The organism is Okeania sp. SIO3I5, from assembly GCF_010672085.1.
In the GTDB taxonomy this organism is placed as follows: Bacteria; Cyanobacteriota; Cyanobacteriia; order Cyanobacteriales; family Microcoleaceae; genus Trichodesmium.
This window is the reverse complement of sequence record NZ_JAAHHT010000002.1, coordinates 5421-24816: the sequence shown is the minus strand read 5'-3', so window position 1 is coordinate 24816 and position 19396 is coordinate 5421. Positions and strand designations below refer to the sequence as shown.

The 19396-nt window shown below is 34.3% G+C and carries 11 protein-coding genes; all 11 read right to left on the bottom strand.

Annotation, left to right across the window (positions count from 1 at the left end; translation table 11 throughout):
* Window positions 1-13: 13 nt before the first annotated feature.
* Window positions 14-1135, bottom strand: a complete 1122-nt coding sequence (locus F6K40_RS00850; RefSeq protein WP_293130026.1) for an ADP-ribosylglycohydrolase family protein — start codon at window positions 1133-1135, stop codon at window positions 14-16.
* A gap of 928 nt (window positions 1136-2063) precedes the next feature.
* On the bottom strand, window positions 2064-2510 hold the full coding sequence (gene aroQ / locus F6K40_RS00845) for a type II 3-dehydroquinate dehydratase (RefSeq protein ID WP_293130023.1): 447 nt from the start codon (window positions 2508-2510) through the stop codon (window positions 2064-2066).
* Between the two features lie 28 nt (window positions 2511-2538).
* Window positions 2539-2706: a hypothetical protein gene (locus F6K40_RS00840; protein ID WP_293130120.1), complete on the bottom strand. Its 168-nt coding sequence runs from the start codon at window positions 2704-2706 to the stop codon at window positions 2539-2541.
* A 294-nt stretch (window positions 2707-3000) separates the two neighbouring features.
* Entirely contained in the window at window positions 3001-4254 is a 1254-nt protein-coding gene (locus tag F6K40_RS00835) for a competence/damage-inducible protein A (protein WP_293130020.1), read from the bottom strand.
* 1129 nt (window positions 4255-5383) lie between these two features.
* Entirely contained in the window at window positions 5384-6442 is a 1059-nt protein-coding gene (locus F6K40_RS00830; protein ID WP_293130117.1) for a glycosyltransferase family 4 protein, read from the bottom strand.
* 1172 nt (window positions 6443-7614) lie between these two features.
* Window positions 7615-8892 (bottom strand): serine hydroxymethyltransferase, encoded by a 1278-nt coding sequence (glyA, locus tag F6K40_RS00825; protein ID WP_293130017.1) that lies wholly within the window; start codon window positions 8890-8892, stop codon window positions 7615-7617.
* A gap of 219 nt (window positions 8893-9111) precedes the next feature.
* Window positions 9112-9714, bottom strand: a complete 603-nt coding sequence (locus F6K40_RS00820) for a nitroreductase family protein (protein ID WP_293130014.1) — start codon at window positions 9712-9714, stop codon at window positions 9112-9114.
* Between the two features lie 343 nt (window positions 9715-10057).
* Window positions 10058-10819 (bottom strand): hypothetical protein, encoded by a 762-nt coding sequence (locus F6K40_RS00815; protein ID WP_293130012.1) that lies wholly within the window; start codon window positions 10817-10819, stop codon window positions 10058-10060.
* Window positions 10820-10938: 119 nt separating this feature from the next.
* Window positions 10939-12561 carry a hypothetical protein gene (locus F6K40_RS00810; RefSeq protein WP_293130009.1) on the bottom strand — a complete coding sequence of 541 codons (1623 nt, stop codon included), beginning with the start codon at window positions 12559-12561 and terminating at the stop codon, window positions 10939-10941.
* 18 nt (window positions 12562-12579) lie between these two features.
* Entirely contained in the window at window positions 12580-15849 is a 3270-nt protein-coding gene (locus F6K40_RS00805; RefSeq protein ID WP_293130006.1) for a tubulin-like doman-containing protein, read from the bottom strand.
* Window positions 15850-16879: 1030 nt separating this feature from the next.
* Window positions 16880-18019 (bottom strand): vWA domain-containing protein, encoded by a 1140-nt coding sequence (locus F6K40_RS00800; protein ID WP_293130003.1) that lies wholly within the window; start codon window positions 18017-18019, stop codon window positions 16880-16882.
* Window positions 18020-19396: the final 1377 nt, after the last annotated feature.

Genomic DNA, 19396 nt, shown 5'->3' with positions numbered 1-19396 from the left:
CATCATAGAGTTTTCAATATCCACTAGCTGGGTGAGAGCGAGGACGAATTACATTGCTTGCTGCAACCGCAGAAACTAGATTTTGTGTAACATTATTTAGATCGTAAACTCCACACCAAACTGCCCAAAGGGTTTTTGCCAACTTCATAATCTCCACTTCATCCTTCATTCCCAAAAGTTCAACCCCCATTTTTTGTCGCCATTCCACAGGAAGTCCAGCACTACTGTTATAAGCTCCTGATAAAATACCTACTATAGTACAAGTCTGAGTTGACCATGCTGTTCTTGCAGAACGCAATACTGCTAAACCAAAGTCTTCCGGGGTACTTAGGAAACAGTATAAGGCCAAAGAAATAGGTATAAAAAAAGCAGAAGATAGGGATCTTTGTTGACCTTCATCAAATATTTGCTGTTTCTCAAGAAATTTAAAATTTTTCGACAAATGAGTTATTGCTGAATCTAAATTTGCTCCCTGATGAATTAATTTTTCTACTTGTCTAAGTTGCCCTACTAATGGTTCTTTTTCTCCAATATAGTCGATAATTTTGGGTATGAGAGTCAAAGGGTCTAATCTCTCTGTCAAGGCTTGGGCTATTATATACCCAACTACTAAGTTGCTGAGATTTATTTCTAAACAATTTTGCCAAACATTTCCCCATTGCTGCAATTTTTCTTGCAGTTTAAATTCATCTTCATGGTAAATCAAGGAAACTGGCAAGCTCGCAATAATTGTATTACCGACTTTATTTATATAGTTAAAATTCGACTGCTTATTATTAACTCTCCCTACTAATTTTTCTAATTCTATTTCAGAAGATTTTATTGGGTTCAACTCATAAGTTGAGTCTTTTTGATTCTCCCACTTATATTGCCATTCTCTATAAACTTTTTGCCAATCCTCTTCATTAAGTTCCTTTTTTCTAATTAAGCTCTCTGCACAATTAACTGTAATTTCTCCCCATTTTTGTAAGTAGTTTTTCTCTAACTTTGATAGGTTAAATTTATTCCAATCTACAAATAATTTATAATTTTCTCTATTTTTCTCTAGTTGATAATTAAATTGAGAACCTACATAATTTCCTAAAGCTGCTCCTAATAAAGCTCCTTGAAATTTACTTAAGAGAGAATGCTGCATTATTTTTTTATTAATTTTGTATTTTACCTATTCTTTATTATTTAATTTTCTTATACTATTTATACTATTTATACTTTTATATTACTACTCACTCACAAACAATCTTCTACATCCATAATAATTTAATTCTTATCAGGAGTATATAATATACTTAAATCCTAGTTATAATTGTATCAGTATAGTTTTTTTTATAATAGTTATTCCATAATAATGATTAGTTATAAGTCAGCTATATAGTTTCTTCTTTTTTTGATTGTGCCAAGATTTAGTTTGATTTACTTTATCTCATCGACATCAAAAACACGGAGTTGGTAATTGGTAAGACCAATTTTATCAATGTTTTCTACAAATAGTTATGGTATTTATTAGAATTATGAATTCTAAATTCAGGAGTTAGAATGAATATATTTAATACCATTTTTGATTTTTTAAATCATTTTTTTCATCAAATATACTTTCATATAAATAAAGTTTTTTTATGGTACTTATTATTTTTAACATTCTTTTTTCAAAATGGTATAAGATGATTTTCAACTAGGGGTGATACCCATCACTTACTCTGGTTAGATATTTAGAGGTATCAGAGACAGGTTTTCTTAAAGTTTCATCTTTTGATTTACCAACCCCAAAAACACTATATGGTTTCCTTCTTCAATAAATAGGCATAATCAACAAACGTTTGGCAAAAGTTGTCATCTTTTATCATTAGAAGATAGGAGAATAGATAAGGCATTATGTAGGCAAGAAGCAATAATAGAATCAACCAGTACATCATTTGAATTAGTGGTTGTGTTTCCTTTCTTGCCAAAATAAAACATAAAATGGCAGGTTAAAATCCCTACCACCATACACCTTGATTTTGCCTTTAATCTATATCTTAAGTGATTTGAATCAAAAAATTTTTAGCCACATTTTGGATAACTATTTTTTAACCCCCCCTATTTTGAAGATAATTAACTATTGCTTTTAGTCCCAATATATAGCTATCTTTGCCAAAACCACTAATTTGACCAATAGCTACTGGTGCAATAAAAGAATGATGTCGAAATTCTTCTCGACGATAGATATTACTTAGATGAACTTCTACTGTGGGAATATTAACCCCAGAAATAGCATCTCTAATAGCAACACTGGTATGGGTATATGCACCAGCATTAATAAGTATGCCTTGGTGTTGATCACTGGTTGAGTGAATTGCATCCACCAAGACACCTTCATGATTAGACTGCAATATAGAAATTTTTACCCCAAGAGCTTCAGCCTCTTGTTCTAACAGTCGATTTATATTATCTAAAGTTACAGAGCCATATATTCCTGGTTCCCGCAGACCCAGGAGATTCAAATTTGGCCCATGTAAAACTAAAATGCTAAACAAATAATCTATGGGTTGAACTATCGGGTTATCAACGACGGGAGCGGTCGTTTACTGGAATAGGAATAAGTTCTGGTTCTGGTTCTGCTTGTGGGCCTAACAAAGCCTCAACTAGCTTCCGAGTCCATTCCTTTAATTTTTCTAAGACTTTTTCAATGTAATCCATCAATATTTTATTCCCGCTGGGTACTCTCACCATACTTATTTTTTTGTATTTATATAGTGAGGGGTAAGCGGGGCGGGAGCTACCGCTTCCCTTTTCAGATAAAGTTATTGGAAGATTCTCACAATTTAGCCAGAGAAAATACTCATCGTGGCCTTTTGTTTGTTTATCTTTACTTTTATATTAACACTATTTTTATTGTGGGTTTAGATGGCCATTTAGTAACAATCGGTTTATTTAATAAAATTTTGGACTAAAACCCAAATCTCAGCTCTTTTTTGTTACTGTTATATAACTTAATTATAATCAAATTTTCTGATGTTGTTCTGTTTACTTAGATAGCTGTAACTTTCTTCTCAAAAGGTCAAGAGCTGTAGAAATACTAACTCTTCTAATCCAATCGCGATCGCGTAAATGACTGAAACGGTATTCAAAACTTTCTACTTCATCTTTTGAGCTAGCTATGCCAATATAAACTAAGCCTACAGGTTTAGTATCAGTTCCACCTCCAGGTCCAGCAACACCAGTAATACCAATTCCCCAATTAGTTCCTAACTTCTTAACTACTCCACTTGCCATTTGCTTTGCTACTCGATGACTAACAGCACCTTCAGCAATTAAATCTTGCTCACTAACATCTAAGAGAGTAATTTTTACTTGATTTTCATAAGCAATAACTCCACCATAAAAATATTTTGAACTGCCTGGAATAGAAGTCAACATACTACCTAAACCACCACCTGTACAAGATTCTGCTACAGCTAAAGTTTCACCTCTATCTAACAATAATTTCCCTACTACCGAAGCTAGAGATTCATCGTTCATCCCATAACAATCAATTCCTGCAATATCTCTTATTTCTTGTTCTACAGGAATAATTAATTGATCTGCTAATTCTTGAGACTTAGCACGAGCAGAAATCCGTAATTTTACTTCTCCATAATTAGCATAGGGGGCAACAGTAGGATTTTCCATTTCTAACAATGGAGCTACCTTTTCTGCTAAACCTGATTCTGAAATACCCCAAAATTTCAAAGTTCGACTATATATTGTTTGGTCACACCAACCTTGACTTTGCATATAAGGTATGGCAGTTTCTTGCCACATTGACTTCATTTCCGTAGGAACTCCGGGAAAAGTCATTATTGTTACATCTGCTACTGGTTGCCAAATAATTCCAGGAGCTGTACCTATAGGATTTGGTAGAATATTTGCACCTTGGGGAATTAAAGCTTGTTTCCGGTTACTGGCAGTCATAGTTCGACCCCGACGGGCAAATTTTTTGGTAATATCTTCTATAATTTCGGGTATTTCTATCAATGGGGTATCAAAAAAGTCCGCGATTGTTGCTACGGTTAAATCATCTGGCGTTGGGCCTAAACCTCCTGTGAAAATTAATATTTGGGAGCGTTGAGTGGCGATCGCTAATACTTGTTTAATTCTGTCTGGATTATCTCCTACTACGGTTTGATAGTAATGAGCTATGCCTAAATTTGCTAATTGTTTGGCTAAAAATTGAGCGTTACTATTTAAGATATCTCCTAATAGTAGTTCTGTTCCAACACATATAATTTCTGCAATCATGTGGTTACCCTTATTTATTTTTTAAATTTTTCTTGGTAAAAAAACTGCTAAATATCCAGTTTAAGATAACTCTAGCCTTAAGAAATGATTTCTGAAAAAAAACTGTAGGGGGAATGAAAATATTTTTAGTTTTACACGCTCGGATAGATGGAAAGATTTGATGAGAGAAAAACAATCATTTATGGAGAGCTTCACATTTAGGAAAATATTTCTGGTCTTGCTTGTCGGGAAATTTTCTAAATACTTGATTGTCTATGAACCAGAAAAATTGATTGAATAAAAAGTCATGTGTAGGGGCGAACGACCCCTTATAATCTTTATGATATCACAAAAATTGCGAGGATAGTGCCGAAAATTTTTTGAGCCGCCGATTTTTTTTGGGTGCTTCAGAAAATGAAAATGTTTTTAGTTTTACACGCTCGGATAGATGGAAAGATTTGATCGGGGAAAAACAAGCATTTATCGAGAGCTTCACATTTAGGAAAATATTTCTGGTCTTGCTTGTCGGGAAATTTTCTAAATACTTGATTGTCTATGAACCAAAAAAATTGGTTGAATAAAAAGTCATGTGTAGGGGCGAACGACCCCTTATAATCTTTATGATATCACAAAAATTGCGATGATGGTGCTTCAGAGAATGAAAATGTTGGTAGTTTTATATTGAGGATAGATGGAAAGATTTGATGAGGGAAAAACAATCATTTATGGAGAGCTTCACATTTAGGAAAATATTTCTGATATTGCTTGTCGGAAATTTTCCTAAATACTTGATTGTCTATGAACCAGAAAACTTGATTGAATAAAAAGTCATGCGTAGGGGCGAACGACCCCTTATAATCTTTATGATATCACAAAAATTGCGAGGATGGTGCCGAAAATTTTTTGAGCCGCCGATTTTTCTAGGGTGCTTCAGAGAATGAAAATGTTGGTAGTTTTCCATTGAAGGATAGATGGAAAGATTTGATGAGGGAAAAACAAAAACATTTATCGGAGTTTCCCGCCAAAAAGTTAATTCAACCCCCCTACTTGTAGTTTCTTCCTGCACTTCCCACACTCTGGTTTTTTCAGCAAACCCTAAATATTGCTTAGAGCTATACTACAAACAAAAATTATAGCTGAATGTTTATATCTAAGCTTGTTTTTGTTTCCAAACTTTCCAACTTGTATAAGCTAGTAAACCTGTAGCACTAAAAGCATAAATTGCACCACTAGGAAGACCTGAAAAAGCCATTGCTAAACTTCCCACCCAAAGCGTTAATGAATAAATAAAAAAAACTGTCAATCTTTGGGATAAACCAGCATCTAATAAACGATGATGTAGATGACGTTTATCTGCAATAAAAGGAGATTTACCATTTCGTAAACGGTCTAAAATTACAGCCGACATATCTAAAATTGGTACTGCTAAAATTAGATATGGCAAAACAACAGAAGTAACCGCCGTTGTTTTTACTAAACCTATTACTCCTACTCCTGCTAAAGTAAATCCTACATAATAAGCTCCTCCATCTCCCATAAATATTTGGGCAGGATTAAAATTATAACGGAGAAAACCTAATGCTGCACCAGCTAAAGCAGCAGCAATTAAAGCTGCTGCAGGTTGATCCATAAATATACTAACAATTAACATTACAAAAGCTGCAATACCAGAAACACCGGCAGCTAAACCATCTACACCATCAATCCAATTAATAGCATTTGCCATCCCTACTAACCAAATCACAGTTATGGGCAAGCTCAATATATTAATATGTACTAATCCATAAAAAGGAATAGTCAAAAACTCAATTTGTACTCCAACTATCCAGGCCATACTAGCAGCAATTATTTGGGTAAATAACCGAAATAGGGGTGATAAACCAAACAAATCATCTGCTAAACCAATAACAAAAAAAGCTACACCACCCACTGTGACACCCCAGATTTCAAACTCTTTTTCAGGAGGTAGAATATTGCCATTAGTATCTATAAATCCACCTAACCACCAAACAATTAAAAGGGCGATTAGGCTACTAATAAAAATAGAAACTCCTCCCAAACGTACCATTGGTTGTTTATGAATTTTACGACCGCCAGGAGGGTCTACAAATCCAATTCTGAGAGCAATTTTTTTGATCATTGGTGTAATTAAAAGTACGAGCAAAGTCGAAATAACTAAGGTAATTAAATGGTAGAAATAATTAGGTATCTGAAGTAATGGAGGGTTAAGAGTTAATAATAAATTATTAGTTTGGGATAGTATCATCAGAATATTTTGCCACTAGAAGTCAATAGGTTTTGATTGTATAAAATTAATTTTTTTTTCTAATAGTTGGGCAGTTATACCAAGAAAGTATTCTGTAAAATAAATCTAAATAAATGCCTCACATATCTAGTATTCGGTGGGTTACGGTAACTAGAGAAAATTATTTTATTTTGTGAGATTATTCCCGCCAATTCAAGTCGGCGACAGCCGAAACTAACCCTAAATAAAGGTTTAATTTTTGATTTATAGATGCCCTATAAATATAATTATTTAAAACTATAGTGCTATCCTATTCAGTGATCAGTATCTTCTACTTAAATAGAAGGGTTTAAATCTGAAGTTTCCTTTTTTATATCCATGAAAGAGGAGACTTAAAACTTTAATTTAGGGCTTGCTAATTAGGGTTTACTGAAAAAGTATGTTGGTGAAGGCAGGGAATGGGTAATGGGCAATAGGCAATAGTTACAGCCGTTAATTTTTCTACATTTTTCCAATTTTTTCGGAGTAAAAATTCAAAGTTTTCAAGATTAATTTAGTAATTTTTTGACACTTTTTTTGAGCCGAAAAAGCCTTGAAGCTTGAGCTATCAATGCTTTCAAATTTAATCAGCAAGCCCTAATTAAATCTTAAAGCATTTATCAATAAATATTTTACCCTTTTTAGGTATTTTAAAGAGTACCTGGTTTTCAGCTCTTCATGCTCAAAAAGTTAGCATTTTTGGCGCATTGTTGGGCAAAAAAATTACTCCCGTACGGACGTTTAGCTAACGCACAACTTTCATATAGGGAATGCTCCGCAAACGTTAACGCTGCGCGACATTTTTGCGGAGCATTCCGGAACGGAAAACGCATTAATGCTCAAGCAACGTCCCTACCCGCTCCCCTACTCCTTAAAAAATACTTTTTCAGCAAACCCTATTTATTGCTTGGAGGAAGAATGTTAGCTGATTTATCCAGAATAAAAAACTACTTCAGTACCAAGTCTATTAAGCATTCTCAAAGCAAACTTAGCCCATAATATTGCTCACAAAGGAGCAACTAATAAAGCGGTGGTCAAATGACTGCCGTTTTATTATTATTTACACTGATTTACTCCTATCTAGTTGCTAGATGAAACTAGACTAGACTAGGAACTTTAGCCATCAGATGAGGATAGAGAGGAAAGCGATCGCACAATGATGCTACCCTGTCTCGACACTTTTGAGCTACCCCTTCATCTTCTGGATTTAGTAATCTTTCAGCAATAATATCGCCTATTTCTGTAAATTCAGCAGTTTTCAACCCTCGACTTGTCATTGCTGGAGAACCTAGTCGGAGGCCACTGGTAACAAAAGGAGACTCTGGGTCAAAAGGTACAGTATTTTTATTAGCAGTAATATTTACCCCACTCATCAATTTGTCTGCTTTTTTGCCTGTCATACTTACTGATCTTAGATCCACTAACATAACGTGATTTTCCGTACCGCCAGAAACTATTTTCAATCCGCGTTTTTGCAGTTGGGTTGCTAGAGCAGTAGCATTTTCGATAACTTGGCCGGAATAAGTCTTAAATTCTGGCTTTAAAGCTTCCCCAAATGCGACTGCTTTGCCTGCAATAACGTGTTCTAAAGGACCGCCTTGAGTTCCGGGAAATACTGATTTATCGAATTTTTTCCCTAATTCTGGGTCGCGGGTCAGGATTAAACCGCCTCGTGGCCCTCTTAAGGTTTTGTGGGTGGTAGTTGTTACTACGTCACAGTGAGGGAGTGGGTTAGGATGATGACCTGTTGCTACTAACCCGGCAATATGAGCAATGTCCGCTAATAAATAAGCTCCTACTTCATCGGCGATCGCCCGGAATTTCTCAAAATCAATTATCTGAGAATAGGCAGAGTAACCGCAAATCAAAAGTTTAGGTTTATGTTCCTTTGCCAATTCTAGAACTTGGTCATAATCTATAGCTTCTGTTTCCTGACTTACACCATAATGATGAACTTTGAACCATTTACCAGAAATGTTCACTGGGGAACCGTGGGTCAAATGTCCACCGTGGGATAAGTCCATTCCCATGATGGTGTCCCCTGGTTGTAACAAGGTGAGGAACACGGCAAGGTTCGCCTGCGCACCAGCATGGGGTTGTACATTGGCATGGGCAGCTCCAAATAATTCTTTTGCACGATCTATGGCTATTTGTTCGATTTCGTCTATAAATTCACAGCCGCCGTAGTAACGTTTACCTGGGAGACCTTCGGCATATTTGTTGGTGAGTACGGAACCTTGGGCGGCCATTACTGCTGGTGAGGTAAAATTTTCACTGGCAATTAGTTCTAGGTGGTCTTGTTGGCGTCCGTATTCTTTTTGAATTAGTTCGGCTACTAAGGGGTCAGTATCAGCTAGAAAGTTAGCGTTAATCATATTTGGTATTTTTTGAGGTTACATTACTACATTATTAAATATATGCCCCACACTAGCACTTAAATTTCTAGTGTGGGGTGGAGGAATTTAGTTGATCGGGACTTACGCATAGACACTATATATAGCGTTCTAAAACTAAGACGTTATAGATATATAGTGTTTAAGACTCAAAAATGCGTAAGTCATGTTTATATTAGCGGAACTATGGTTAATTGACTTTTAGAATTGGTTTTCAATAACTAATTCACTCAATGGTAACTGTCCAGGTTTTGGCCAAGAATCTTTAACTTTTTTGCCAATAGCTACCATAGGACCCATTACATGATCTTTGGGTAAGTTAATTAATTCTGCTAGTTTCTCAATATCAAAACCAATCATTGGGCAGGAATCATAACCTATGGCTTTTGCTGTTAACATTAAGGTTTGCATTGCCATACCTATTGAACGTTGAGCTTCATCTCGCTGTAGCCATTCACGTCCTTGATGGAAAGGTTCTATCATACCTACAAGTTGCTTGGCGACTTGCTCTGGAGCATTTTTCCAGTAGCGTTCGGGTTCTTTTTCCCAAGCTTTCACATCTGCTGTAAAGAGAATTAGCAAGGAAGCTTCTGTTATTTGTGCTTGATCGAAACCAAGTTGTCGGACTTGTTTTCGTAGTTCTGGGTCTCGAAGAATAACGAAACGCCAATGTTGAATGTTAAAACTGGTGGGAGCTTGAATTGTTGTCTCCAGAAGTTTTTGTTCTTCTTCGGGTGTTATTTTATGGTTCGGATCGTAATGTTTTACAGCGCGGCGTTGATAAATTGCGTCTAGAGCATCCATTGAGTAAAACTCCTCTTGATAAGTTTAAGATTCAGAAACTAAGTTTTTCTGTAAAATGAAAAACTCAGTCTCCCAATTTGGGTTCTCTCTGTTAGGCAACGGTTGTGTTAAATTCTACCTGAAATTAGGATCGAAAAATCTACTTAATTTTTAAGTCCCAAAATAGCGGGTCATTTTCAGTTATTAGTTATTAGTAGCGATCGCTAAAGTCTCTAGATATTGAGGAAAAAACCCGGTTTCTGGGTTCGCCTGGGTAAGTCCTAATAATGCTCGAATTGTAGCAAACATTTATTAAGCTATCTTATGTCAAGTATGAATATATATTATATTAAGTCCACAGGAGCTATTGCCTCTCAGCAGGTGGACTGAAACGAATTTCTATTCGCCGTCTTTGTTGCTGTGGACTGCGCTCTACTCTCGCATATTCTCCTGAAGGTAGATAAAGTTGTGCTGCTGAATAAGCTCGGAATTTTAATCCTAGTTGCTTTAAACGAGGGTTTTTTTCAAGTTCTTTTACTACTGCTAGAGCGCGCATTAAACCTAAGTCTGCATTTGAACCTGGCGTGAGATTACTAATATTGTTATTACTAATAGCAACTCTTTCTAACTCATCATCTAAATTACCTCCTTGAAAAAGATTTTGTTGACCATCAGTATGACCAATTACTTGTACGATATAGCCTTCTTTTCCTTGAGCATAATTTTCGATTTGCTTTACTAAATCGTTGCGAATAAAATTAATTAATCCATCAGATAATTCGGCACTACCAGATGCAAATTTGCGGTTAGATGCTTCTGTAATTTCAATTGGTGGCTGGGATTTTAAGCTAGAAATTTCTGATTTTAAGCTAGAAATTTCTGATTTTAATCTACAAATTTCTGAGTCTTTTTTTATTAATTCATTATTCAATATTTTATTCTCTCTTATAACCTCTTGAAGTTGAATATTTACTATACCAATATTTTTATTTAACACTCCCGATTTAAGTAGTGCCAGGAACAAAAATAAGCTCAAAATTATAAAGGCGCTAGACATCAAATCTGTAAAAGATTGCCAGACATTGAGAGTTTTATTTAACCTTGAATATCGTGAGCGGCGACTCATAATTTTTACTCCTCAATATTTGCTTAAAAATATAATTTTTTTTGAGAATTCAATACAACTACAACAAGTAATAATTATTGCTGTTTGCCTTCTAAAAAATGAGAAAACCTGTTAGCTTATTACTGACTTTTTCTTAATAGATTTCGGATATTACTCACAAGATTTTGTGACTCTAAAGTTGATTCTAGCTGGTCAAGCTTAGATTTTATGTCACTCAAATAACCTACAGATTCTTCAATTTTTTCTAGCAGTGTTTGAACCTCCTGATTGTCACTGCCGAACTTTTCTACTAAAGTCTGATATTTTTGATTGTTATTACCCACCTGTTCAACTAATTTATCAATTAGATTGCTACCAAAATTTTGAATCTCTGTATTGACTTCTTGGGAATTTTCTTTCAATGTTTCTACAAGATTAGCTAGTTCTGATTGTATCTTTACCAGACTTTCTTCTCTAACCTGAATCTGATTCTGTAGGTCTTGAATTATTTGGGATGCTGACTCAAAATTGTTTGCTCCTTCGTTAAGTTGAGGAATAATTTCTTGGAGAGATTGTTGGTTGATTTGATGTGATTCTAGTACCTCACGATAATTTTGATTAAGGTTGATAATTTCCTCTGCTAAACTTCCTAGAGTCTCGCTGTTGTTATTCAAGGTAATTGATGATTCTTTCATAACTTCTACTGTTTCTTCTAAAGCAGAAGTTGAGTTAGAAAAATTTTGTTGGATGGTAGCTAAATTTTGAGAAGCTTCTGATAATTTTTTAGGAAATTGACTTTGTTTAAATGTTTTAGATGCTCGATTAAATTTTTTTACCGTAGGTTTCATCTCATCAGCAATAATATTTTGAAAGTTATTAATAACCGATTCAAATTCACTTGCTGCCCTGGATATTGTTCCAGAAGATTCAGTAAATCTTTCATAAATTTGTCTGGCGAGGTTAGCTGCTTCTCTGTTACCTTGGGAAATTTCTCTTGCTATTTCTCCCAAGGATGATTCCACTGCATTTGTCACATTTTCATGAAATCTGTTTAAGAAGTCATTTTGCTGTTTTACCATGAGGTTAACAGATTTATCGAGTCTGCTTTTACCTTCTATTCTTGGTTGTAAAATATTATCTAGGTAATCTTCTAAATAGCTGATTAAATCTTCTCTTGCCAAATTAGTATTCCATTGGAGATTAATTACTGTTAATAAGGAACTACAAGCTACAGCAATTAAGCTAGTAATAAAAGCAATTCCCATACCTTGGATTGGGTCTTCTAATTGCTCAAGTAAGTTATTTATATCGGTTGATTCATTTGTATTGGTTGTTTTAACTTGATTAATTTTTTGAATTAAGCTTGATAAGTTGATTGTCATTCCAAGAAAAGTACCTAATAATCCAAAGGATATTAATAGGTTAGGTAATGCTTGAGAGAAGTAATCCCATTGGTGGCATCGTAATCGAAATCCTAAAAAATCAAATTTTTCTTGGCTATAAATTCCATCTACTAATGCTGCTGTATTGACTTCTTCTAAATTTTGACTTGCTTTCTCAAATCTGGCTTCTAAATTCTCAATTATTCTGGTTTTTTTTCCTGGACTTTCCCCATTAATTAGTCTTCTAACTCTATCATTTAAAAATATTAAATGCTTGTAGAGTCGAATACGCACTATAGCAGTAAATATAGTGGGAAATATTACTAATACTATACTCAAAATAAGCAATGGGAATGGAATTAGCTGGAATAATTCAATCATAATTAAAACTCCTTTATCTTAAATTCCTAGTATCTTTTTCTTAGCTGCCTCGAACTCTGCATCTGTCAAAGTTCCCTTTTCTTTCATCCTTTCTAAATCCTTTAATTTTTCCATCAGGTCATCTCCTGAAGTCTGTTGGTTATCGCGATAATTTGGAGACTTCTCGAAATAATAATCATCATCAATGTCAATAATTTCATCTTTTATGACTTCCTGATTTTCCTTTCTTACAGTAGACTTTGACTGAAGTAATTGTACATTTTTTACTTTTTCTTGTATGCGACGGCGAAAGCGATTGATAACTCCTTCCTTTCCAGGATTTTCAGTTGTTGGTGGTGTTCCAACTACTGTATCTTTATAAGGATAATTAAGATCATCTTCTGGTAAATTATCAATTTGTTTAACAAATTTTTGCAACTTCGGTAAATAATGGTTTTCCCAGAGTTGTTCGTCTATTTTTTCTACTTCTCGATCCAGAATACTTTTCAACGCTTCAGTCATATCCTGTCGATTAGCTAATTTTTCTAAAGCTTGATTCCAAAATGAACTAAGTTCGGCAGTGTAATAAGCATCTCGCATATCATTGTAATATGGAAATTCAAACTTATCACCATTTTTTTGAATTAATTCTAAAGCCAAACAAGGATAAAAAATATCTTCTAACTCTTCTATTATTGCTGCATCTGGAGGAATAATATCGGCAAAGAAAATCCAATTGTGGTTATGGAGAAAAGAAGTAGGAGAATTCATTTCTCGAATGTAAATATTTCTCATTTTCTCGATATTAGCAATTAGTCTCAGGGGAAAACCTGCATATTCTTTAACTATTAAAATTTGGTCTTCCGCTTGAGTTGGTTTGAGAGTATGATCCTTAATTCCTAAATCTTGCACCAAGATATTTTTAAATTGTTTAACTTCTTGATCATCGGTATCTTTAAATCCTATTAATTGACTGCATTTAGAATCGTCATCTTTGAAGTAAGGAGCATTAAAATCTAAAGGTAAAAGTGATTTAGCTTCCTGCATAATTTGTTTGAAGCGATCGCTCCTTTCGGTACTAGAATAGTTTTGCAGAAAACGCTTAATTACAGAATTAACAATATTAGTACTCCGAACTCCAAATAACCGATCTACTGTGAGATTAATTTCTTGTTTTGCTTGCTCTTCTTCTCTGACTTTTTCTCTGAGAAAAATTGCAATTGATTTTCCGTCTCCAGATGGTTTAGTAATTTCCGAACTTAGTCGTACCAGTTGTGACTTTAGCTCTTCGGGAGGGAGTAAAATTTGAGAACAGTTATTGATATCTTCCTCGGCAAAAATAGCTTCTCCACTCATCTCATCAAAATCTAGTTGTTTTAAATCTGCCTGTTCTTTTTCATAGTCGCTTTTAAGGTTATTGATTAAGTTGCTAAATTCTCTTAGTTGGTTAGCAATATTTTCAACATGATTTTGTAAATCTCTTACTATTTCGAGAGTTTCTTGGAAAACTACCAAGTGGAAATTATGTTTAATTAAATCGCAAATTTGTCTGACTATTCTTTTAGCTTCAGCTTGAAATTCTCTATTCTTACCTCCCAATAAAGGCAGTTCAAATTTATTCTCAATATCTGCGATTATCTGTTCCCCGTCTTGCCATTTTCTTTCTAGGTCTTCTAATGTCTTACTGCCATTAAAATCTACAATTTGTTCTTCAATTTCTCGTTGATAATTATTTAGTTCGTTTTTGATTGCTTCTAGCCACTCCCGACTACTTCTAATAGAAAAATTTTCATTACTCGGACTTAGCAAATCCAGAATAAAACTATCAATATTTTGTTGAAAGTCTGCTGTAATTTTCGGACAAATTTGTTGCAACCTTGTCAACCAAACTCCTCTACTACTATCAGTTGTTCCGGGAATAACCTTTCTAAATTGCTCTCGAAACTCTCTCGGCAATTGTTGTGGTAATGCTATCCGGTCATCCTTGTTTTGAGACTCAGAAATTGCCTTGTCTAATTTATTTCTCCAAGCATCAATTGTACTTTTAAAATTCTTGTTATATTCTTCCACAGATTCAGCTAATCTTCTACTCAATCCATCTCGTTTTTGCAAGTCATCATGCCAGCGAAATTGAAGTAAAAATCTTTCCAATAATAAAACCGGATCTGGGCTTTGACCTTCACCATTTAACCAGAAATCAACTAAATTCAAACTAATACGATTTAAAGCTATTTGAACAATTCTATCCCGTGGAAAATAAATAGCTGCCATGCCAAAAGTTAAGTAACGTTGAATATTAGGACGAGGGTGACTATCATACTGGATTAAATGTTGTAAAAAATTATCTCTCATCCCTTTAACTACAGGTGCTAATTCTCCAGAAAAATCCAAAGCAATTTTACGAGCAATAACATTACATAATTTACGTTGCTCAAGAATTTTATATCCTCCTGCTGTCTCGTTAGAAACCAAATAAGCATAATCATAAGGAGGTCGTTCTTCTTCAACAATTACTAAGTCTTGTATATCGTAACAAGCTTCAAATTTTGTACCAGGAGTAGTGTAATGATTTAGTTCTTTTAAAGCTGCATAAGTATTAGCTTTCATATTAGCATTGTTGCCATATAACTCAGGACTAATTACTAAATAACCAACAATTTTAGTATTTTGCTTACCGTAGGTATGTCTCAAACTATAAGCAACATCTAAAAACATTCCACTGCCAGTACCTCCACAAAGAGAACCGACAATAAAAATATTTACTCCTGCATCTACCCTTAACCCCGCTTTTAGTAAAATACCCTCATTTCCTCTAGTTTTTTGTTCCGCTATTTCAATTGCTTTTTGAATCTTGCGATAGTTATGAAAAAAAGCTAATCTTCCTATTGGTCTAATTCCTTTTGCACCCTCTTCTATTGCCTTAATATTCCGATTAAGTTGAGGAGGAAACCATCGACGAATATGGTCGTAAGGTCCTGTTCTTTCAGAAGTGGAAGGTCTTTCTAATTCTTGAGTAAAATTATCCACATCTCTGCTACTCATTGTGGCACTAACCTTCTCAGATTCTTTAAAACTAAGGTCAACTCCGTGATATGTACTGCCAGTTCTTAAACCAGATATTTGACTAGCTGATTTGTCAGTATCAATATGAACAAAACTCACAATTGGCAGTTTTTCCAAATCTCCATAACTATCTACAATTAATCTACGAATTCGCATCAAAATATCTCTACCAGTACCTCCTATTCCGATACAAATAGTGCGATTAATTCCTCTAGACTGGCGTTCTTTACTGGTTGATTGAACCATGGTTTTTATCTCCTTTAATATAAGTATTCAGCTATTAGCTTTTAACTCTCAGCTTATACAGCAGATTCTATCTTAGTATGATACATCTATGAAAGCATAAAAGGGTGTGTTACCGAAAAATTCTGGTTTAAAGCCTCCCCTTGGATAGGGGATAATAAATAAAAATTTTCATGATTAGTCAATCCTCTCCTTGAAAAGAAGAGGTAATTATTAATTATTAATTATTCATTATTCATTATTAATTGTTGAAGAAGGTTTTATCATTAATATTTGTACAACATAAATTTGGAATCCGCTGTAAGTATTCAGTTATTAGTTATCAGCTATCAGCAATAATATCATTTCTCTTTCAAGAACCGCAATAAAAAATTTTAGGGAATAGGGAGTAGGGAAGAAAAGAAAATTTGTTTACTTCCCATAACAAACGTAAAAAATATTTTATCTCAATAGAAAAACATTTTGACCGAAAAATTGTGGTCTAAAGCCTCCCCTTTTAAGGGGATAAAATAAAGAGAATATTCCTAATGTCAAGCCTCCTTATTCCATAGAGGTACTGATAACTGAAATGAACACTTATCTTTACTTTTACAGCAATGCATGAGGATAAATGAGGTATAGTTCAAGGTTGATCTCTGTCTCTGTAACACAGGCTTCCAGCCTGTAATAAGCAAGATGCTTGTGTTACCAAAATTAATAACAAGCTTCTAGTTTTTAACAATAAAATTTTGTACCTCACGCACCTCCGAAATTGCTGTAATTATTTGAAATCTCTCAACCCTAATTCTTGCTTAAAAAGCAATAAAGCTGATAGCTGAACGCTGAATCATACCTTGTAACACAGGCTTCCAGCCTGTAATAAGCAAGATGCTTGTGTTACCAAAATTAATAACAAGCTTCTAGTTTTTAACAATAAAATTTTGTATCTCACGCACCTCCGAAATTGCTGTAATTATTTGAAATCTCTCAACCCTAATTCTTGCTTAAAAAGCAATAAAGCTGATAGCTGAACGCTGAATTATACCTTTTAATACTATTTTTTTATTTTGATAATTATCTCATAATCGCGATTTCTTCCGTAAGGACAATTAAGCCTCACTTGAGAACTAGATATTAAAGTACGAATAGAAACTTTTTTCCCATTAAGATAAATTTCTGCATCTCCAGTTGGTTCCAGATAAAGTCGATTTCCTTTTCTGATTAAAAAACCTCTGATTTCTGGTCCGGGAGTATCTATTGAATCAACACAAAATTCATCATATTCACCAATAGCAATTCTTTTATTATTCGGCAAACGACAAACTTGGTCTTCCTCAATTTTAGTAGCAGTAAAATCAACAACTAACTCCCATTTTTTTTGCAGACTCATCCATTTTTTCACCCCCACTATAAACCCTATAAAAACCAACAAAAAAATTAACCCAGGTAGCCATAATAATTTCCCTAAATAAGAATTAACTAAACAAGTTTCCCTGCCTCCCGGTGCTGGCGTACAAAATTCTTGAACAGTAGGAGCAATATCCACAACTGCTAGTTGATATTCTTCACCATTTTCTGTTCTAATTAACAGCTTTCTATTATTTAAAGGTAAAGCATTAATCCAAGATATTCGCCGTTCACTTTCCTCAGAATTTTCTACTCGAAAAGGGCTATCTCTCGGAGTTTCTATCCACACATTTGAATCAATTCCTGCTGCAGTTAAAAGTGGAGCATCAGTAATCCAAATTACCGACTGAGGTTTAATCGCTTGATTTTTTTCTAAGCGACATTGATTAATCTGAGCTAGGTTTTGATAAATAAATAATTCTGCTCTTTGAACATCCGTATTTTGTAGAGTTAAATTTGCTTTAAACGGTATTAACTCCAAAATTTTACTAATATCTTGTTTGCCATTAAATTTAACCGCCCCTTCAACTGTCAAGGGATTAATTTGTGGTTTGAGGGGATTAACAATTGTCGCAAAAGGTACAACATAGACTTTATCTCCAGGTCGCAAACTATCTTGAACTATCTGACGCAAGCGGATACGACCTTCATCATTTAAGCCTACACTTTCTGTTAAGTCAATTGCTAATACTACATCTCTTCCACCATAAATATTGGCAACTAATTCTAACCCTGTTTTTTGCCAAGATTGGAGATTTTGTCCTGGACTAACTATGGAACAATTCACTATGAATAAAAATTTAGGAAATGAGTATAAAGTGATTAATAATCGAATTAATTAAACTATAGTCTATCATACCAAATCCGCTTCAGGGTAAGCCGATTTAATAATGAATAATAGTGTGGTATTCCTGTATATGTAGCGATAAAATTACGGTGAAGCGATCGCTTAGTTTAGTTAACAATTTTCTTCAAAAGTTAAGTTATCCAATAAGCTAGCTATTTTTTCCCTTTTTCCTTACATAAGAAGCGATCGCTCATATGCAGGAATTTTTCCCAGGAGCAATACCAGAAATATTGTCCTAAATGTAAAGCACCAAAAAATGGGAGTTTTTCCCTCATCGAACTTTTCCATCCATCCCTCCTAGGGTGGAAAATTACCAACATTTTCATTTTCTGAAGCTTAAACAAAAAAATCGCGCGTCAAAGGATTTTTGGCGGCAAAATCACAATTTTTGTGATATTATAAAGATTAACTGGGGTTGTTCGTCTATACGCATGACTTTTTATTCAACTAATTTTTTTTATATTCAGAAGCGATCGCTCATATGCAGGAATTTTCCCAAGAGCAATACAGAAATATTTTCCTAAATGTTAAGCATCCAAGAATGGGAGTTTTTTCCTCATCAAACTTTTCCATCCATTTTTCTTCAGCCGAAAATCATCAACATTTTCATTCTCTGAAGCTCCTCAAAAAAATCGCGCGTCAAAGGATTTTTGGCGGCAAAATCACAATTTTTGTGATATGATAAAGATTAGCTGGGGTCGCTCGTCTATATGCCTGACTTTTTATTCAACTAAAATTCTTTAAATAATAAGCGATCGCTCATATGCAGGAATTTTTCCCAGGAGCAATACAGAAATATTGTCTTAAATGTGAAGCACCAAAAAATGAGAGTTTTTCCCTCATCGAACTTTTCCATCCATTTTTCCTAGGGTGGAAAATCATCAACATTTTCATTTTCTGAAGCTCCTCAAAAAATCGCGCGTTAAAGGATTTTTGGCGGCAAAATCACAATTTTTGTGATATGATAAAGATTAACTGGGGTCGTTCGTCTATATGCCTGACTTTTTATTCAACTAAAATTACTTAAATAATAAGTGATCGCTCATATGCAGGAATTTTCCCAAGAGCAATACAGAAATATTGTCTTAAATGTGAAGCACCAAAAAATGAGAGTTTTTCCCTCATCGAACTTTTCCATCCATTTTTCCTAGGGTGGAAAATCATCAACATTTTCATTTTCTGAAGCTCCTCAAAAAATCGCGCGTTAAAGGATTTTTGGCGGCAAAATCACAATTTTTGTGATATGATAAAGATTAACTGGGGTCGTTCGTCTATATGCCTGACTTTTTATTCAACTAAAATTACTTAAATAATAAG

Coding starts and splice junctions, on each gene's coding strand:
- F6K40_RS00850 (WP_293130026.1), bottom strand. CDS start 1,135: ATGCAGCATTCTCTCTTAAGTAAATTTCAAGGAGCTTTATTAGGAGCA.
- F6K40_RS00840 (WP_293130120.1), bottom strand. CDS start 2,706: ATGGTGAGAGTACCCAGCGGGAATAAAATATTGATGGATTACATTGAA.
- F6K40_RS00835 (WP_293130020.1), bottom strand. CDS start 4,254: ATGATTGCAGAAATTATATGTGTTGGAACAGAACTACTATTAGGAGAT.
- glyA (WP_293130017.1), bottom strand. CDS start 8,892: ATGATTAACGCTAACTTTCTAGCTGATACTGACCCCTTAGTAGCCGAA.
- F6K40_RS00820 (WP_293130014.1), bottom strand. CDS start 9,714: ATGGATGCTCTAGACGCAATTTATCAACGCCGCGCTGTAAAACATTAC.
- F6K40_RS00815 (WP_293130012.1), bottom strand. CDS start 10,819: ATGAGTCGCCGCTCACGATATTCAAGGTTAAATAAAACTCTCAATGTC.
- F6K40_RS00810 (WP_293130009.1), bottom strand. CDS start 12,561: ATGATTGAATTATTCCAGCTAATTCCATTCCCATTGCTTATTTTGAGT.
- F6K40_RS00805 (WP_293130006.1), bottom strand. CDS start 15,849: ATGGTTCAATCAACCAGTAAAGAACGCCAGTCTAGAGGAATTAATCGC.